Annotated in this window: 3 protein-coding genes and 1 pseudogene; all 4 read left to right on the top strand. The window is 71.8% G+C overall.

Going from position 1 to position 3,703, the window contains the following annotated elements; genetic code table 11:
* Nucleotides 1–691: pseudogene (locus tag B7767_RS27220) on the top strand (argininosuccinate synthase domain-containing protein); the annotation flags it as partial.
* A 104-nt stretch (nucleotides 692–795) separates the two neighbouring features.
* A complete protein-coding gene (gene argH, locus B7767_RS27215) occupies nucleotides 796–2,229 on the top strand; it encodes an argininosuccinate lyase (protein ID WP_085574491.1) in 1,434 nt (477 codons plus the stop codon).
* 184 nt (nucleotides 2,230–2,413) lie between these two features.
* Nucleotides 2,414–3,385, top strand: coding sequence for an aldo/keto reductase (locus B7767_RS27210; protein WP_085574490.1), 972 nt, complete (start codon nucleotides 2,414–2,416; stop codon nucleotides 3,383–3,385).
* Nucleotides 3,386–3,471: 86 nt separating this feature from the next.
* A partial coding sequence (locus tag B7767_RS27205) for a helix-turn-helix domain-containing protein (protein WP_179167302.1) occupies nucleotides 3,472–3,703 on the top strand: 232 nt, incomplete at its 3' end.

Here is a 3,703-nt window from a genome sequence, read left to right as displayed (position 1 = left end):
CACCAAGAAGTCCCCGTACTCCATCGACCAGAACGTCTTCGGCCGCGCCGTCGAGACCGGCTTCCTCGAGGACATCTGGAACGCGCCGATCGAGGACGTGTACGAGTACACGCAGAACCCCGCCGTGGCGCGCGAGCCCGACGAGGTCGTCATCACCTTCAAGGAGGGTGTGCCGGTCGCCATCGACGGCAAGCCCGTCACCGTCCTCCAGGCGATCCAGCAGCTCAACGAGCGCGCCGGCGCCCAGGGCATCGGCCGGATCGACATGGTCGAGGACCGCCTCGTCGGCATCAAGTCCCGCGAGGTGTACGAGGCCCCCGGCGCGATCGCCCTGATCACCGCCCACCAGGAGCTGGAGAACGTCACCGTCGAGCGCGAGCTCGCCCGCTACAAGCGGCAGGTCGAGCAGCGCTGGGGCGAACTGGTCTACGACGGCCAGTGGTTCTCCCCGCTCAAGCGCGCCCTGGACGGCTTCATCACCGAGGCGAACCAGCACGTCAACGGTGACATCCGGATGACCCTGCACGGTGGCCGCGCCGTCGTCACCGGCCGGCGCTCGGAGTCGTCGCTGTACGACTTCAACCTGGCCACGTACGACACGGGCGACACGTTCGACCAGGCGGCGGCCAAGGGCTTCATCGACATCTACAGCCTGTCGTCGAAGATCGCAGCCAAGCGCGACCTCGCCTGAGCCGTAGCGCCTGACGACCCCTCACACGCACTAGCCTGACAGCCGCCTCCTCACGCGCCCGTGGGGAGGCGGCGGCACATCCACAGCCTTCGAGGAGCACGCAAGTGAGCAGCAACAGCGGTGACGTACGGCTCTGGGGCGGCCGTTTCGCCGACGGTCCCGCCGAGGCCCTGGCGAAGCTGTCCGCGTCCGTCCACTTCGACTGGCGGCTCGCGCCCTACGACATCGCCGGCTCGCGCGCCCACGCCCGCGTGCTGCACACGGCGGGGCTGCTCACCGAGGACGAGCTGACCCGGATGACCGCCGGTCTCGACCGGCTCGAAGCGGACGTCGCCGACGGCTCCTTCACCGGCACCATCGCCGACGAGGACGTGCACACCGCCCTGGAGCGCGGCCTGCTGGAGCGCCTCGGCCCCGACCTCGGCGGCAAGCTGCGCGCCGGCCGCTCCCGCAACGACCAGGTGGCCACCCTCTTCCGGATGTACCTGCGGGACCACGCCCGCATCGTCGGCTCTCTGATCGCCGACCTCCAGGACGCGCTGATCGGCCTCGCCGAGGCCCACCCGGACGTGGCCATGCCCGGCCGCACCCACCTCCAGCACGCCCAGCCGGTGCTCTTCGCCCACCACGTCCTCGCCCACGTCCAGGCGCTGTCCCGGGACGCCGAGCGGCTGCGCCAGTGGGACGAGCGCACGGCGGTGTCGCCGTACGGTTCCGGAGCGCTCGCGGGCAGCAGCCTCGGCCTGGACCCGGAGGCGGTCGCCGAGGACCTCGGTTTCGAGCACGGCAGCGCGGCCAACTCCATCGACGGCACGGCCTCCCGCGACTTCGTCGCCGAGTTCGCCTTCATCACCGCGATGATCGGCGTGAACGTCTCCCGGATCGCCGAGGAGATCATCATCTGGAACACGAAGGAGTTCTCCTTCGTGACCCTGCACGACGCGTTCTCCACCGGCTCGTCGATCATGCCGCAGAAGAAGAACCCGGACATCGCCGAGCTGGCACGCGGCAAGTCGGGCCGTCTCATCGGCAACCTGACCGGTCTGATGGCGACCCTCAAGGCCCTCCCGCTCGCCTACAACCGCGACCTCCAGGAGGACAAGGAGCCGGTCTTCGACTCCATCGACCAGCTGGAGGTCCTGCTCCCCGCCTTCACCGGCATGATGGCCACCCTCACCGTGCACCGCGAGCGCATGGAGGAACTGGCCCCGGCCGGCTTCTCCCTCGCCACCGACATCGCCGAGTGGCTGGTCAAGCAGGGCGTGCCGTTCCGCGTCGCGCACGAGGTGGCCGGCGAGTGCGTCAAGGTCGCCGAGTCCGAGAACAAGGAACTGGACGAACTGACCGACGAACAGTTCGCCGAGATCTCCCCCCACCTCACCCCGGAGGTCCGCTCGGTCCTGAACGTCCCCGGCGCCCTCGCCTCCCGCAACGGCAGGGGCGGCACGGCCCCGAGCGCGGTCGCGGTCCAGCTGGCGGAGGTGAAGCGGGACGTGGCCGGCCAGCACGCTTGGGCAACGGCCCGGAAGCAGGCATAACCGGAAGCAGGCACGAAGGGGCGCGGGGCCGTACCGGTGTGCGGCCCCGCCGCGCGGGCGCGCCAGGCCACGGCACACCCGCCCCCGCGAAACGACCGCGGGACCCGGGCTCCTGGGCGAAGCCGAGGTCGTCGCGGGTTACGTTGGTCGGGAACCGTACCGGACCCGACCAACGGAGCCCGCGATGCCCTTCGCCCGACTGGCAACGGCGACGACCCCCACCTGCCACCTCGGCCTCGGCCTCGCCGCCATCGGCCGCCCCGGCTACATCAACCTCGGCCGCGACGCCGACCTCGGAGAGGACCGCGGCGTCGAGACGCTGCGCGCCCGCACGCACGAACTCCTCGACGCCGCCCACGCCCAGGGCGTCCGCTACTTCGACGCCGCCCGCTCCTACGGCCGCTCCGAGGAGTTCCTCGCCGACTGGCTGGAGAAGAGGACCGACGTCGACGACGTCGTCATCGGCAGCAAATGGGGCTACACCTACACCGCCGACTGGACCACCGACGCCGAGCGGCACGAGGTCAAGGACCACTCCCTCGCGGCGTACGAGCGTCAGCGCGCCGAGACCGACGCACTGCTCGGCGACCGGCTCGACCTCTACCAGATCCACTCGGTGACCCCCGAGAGCCCCGCCCTCACCGACAAGGAGCTGCACGCCCGGCTCGCGGAGGCGGCGGGGCAGGGCCTCACCGTCGGCTTCTCCACCAGCGGACCGGCCCAGGCCGACGCCATCCGCGCCGCCCTCGCCGTCACGGTCGACGGCGAGCCCCTCTTCCGTACCGTCCAGTCGACGTACAACGCCCTGGAGACCTCCGCCGGGTCCGCGCTCGCCGAGGCCCACGACGCCGGGCTCACCGTGATCGTCAAGGAGGGCATGGCCAACGGCCGGCTCGCCGCCGCGAACGCCCCGGAGGCGCTGCGGGCCGTCGCCGAGGAGACCGGGCTCGGCTGTGACGCCGTCGCCCTCGCGGTGGTCCTGCGGCAGCCGTGGGCCGGCGTGGTCCTCTCCGGCGCGGCCACCACCGCCCAGCTCGCCTCCAACCTGCACGCCGCCGCCGTCGACCTCACCGACGACCAGCTCTCCCGCCTCGCCGCCCTGGCCGAGGAGCCCCGGACCTACTGGGAGCGGCGCGGAGAGCTGCCCTGGCACTGAGCACCCGGCCGTCCGTCACACGACAGCCGTGAGACCCGTACGCCTTGGATGAGACATTCACGTCTCATGTGGGGTACGGTTGTCTCATGGCTGTCGATCGTGACCACGTGCTGCGCAGCGCCGCCGCCCTGCTGACCCGCAAATCCACCGCGACCATGGACGAGGTCGCCAGGGCCGCCGGGATCAGCCGCGCCACGCTGCACCGGCACTTCGCCGGGCGGGACGCGCTGGTCCGGGCGCTGGAGGCGCTCGGGATCGCCGAGTGCGAGGCCGCCCTGGCCGCCGCCCGGCCCGACGAGGGGCCGGCCGCCGACGCCG

Source organism: Streptomyces sp. 13-12-16, from assembly GCF_002114215.1.
Taxonomy (GTDB): Bacteria; Actinomycetota; Actinomycetes; order Streptomycetales; family Streptomycetaceae; genus Streptomyces.
Note: the sequence above shows the minus strand (reverse complement) of the source record. Positions and strands in the feature narration are given on the sequence as shown.